The organism is Promicromonospora kroppenstedtii DSM 19349, assembly GCF_000515355.1.
In the GTDB taxonomy this organism is placed as follows: domain Bacteria; phylum Actinomycetota; class Actinomycetes; order Actinomycetales; family Cellulomonadaceae; genus Promicromonospora; species Promicromonospora kroppenstedtii.
Window position 1 is genome coordinate 1 of the sequence record NZ_KI911724.1, and the last position, 290, is coordinate 290.

Genomic DNA, 290 nt, shown 5'->3' on the forward strand with positions numbered 1-290 from the left:
AGCGCGAGCAGGTGGCGCTGCTGCGCGCGTTCGAGTCCTGCTGCACCGCCGAGCGGCTCATGCTCGGCGTCACCCGGGAGGACCTGGGCCGGCGACTCGGTGCGGGCGCGGACCTCGCCGAGGGGCCGGCGGCCGACGTCCTACGCGGTCTGGGCGCCCTGGTGCTCGCCCCGTACCCGCAGGCCGTAGGCCCCGCACGGGCGGCGTTCGACGCGCTGCTCGCGCTACCCGACGCCGAGCTGATGCACATGGGCACCACCATCGCGTCGCTCGGCACGTTCCTGTGGGAC

At 75.5% G+C, this 290-nt stretch carries 1 pseudogene; it reads left to right on the top strand.

The features are described from left to right. Window positions 1-290 (top strand): annotated as a pseudogene (locus PROKR_RS35680) (helix-turn-helix transcriptional regulator); the annotation flags it as partial.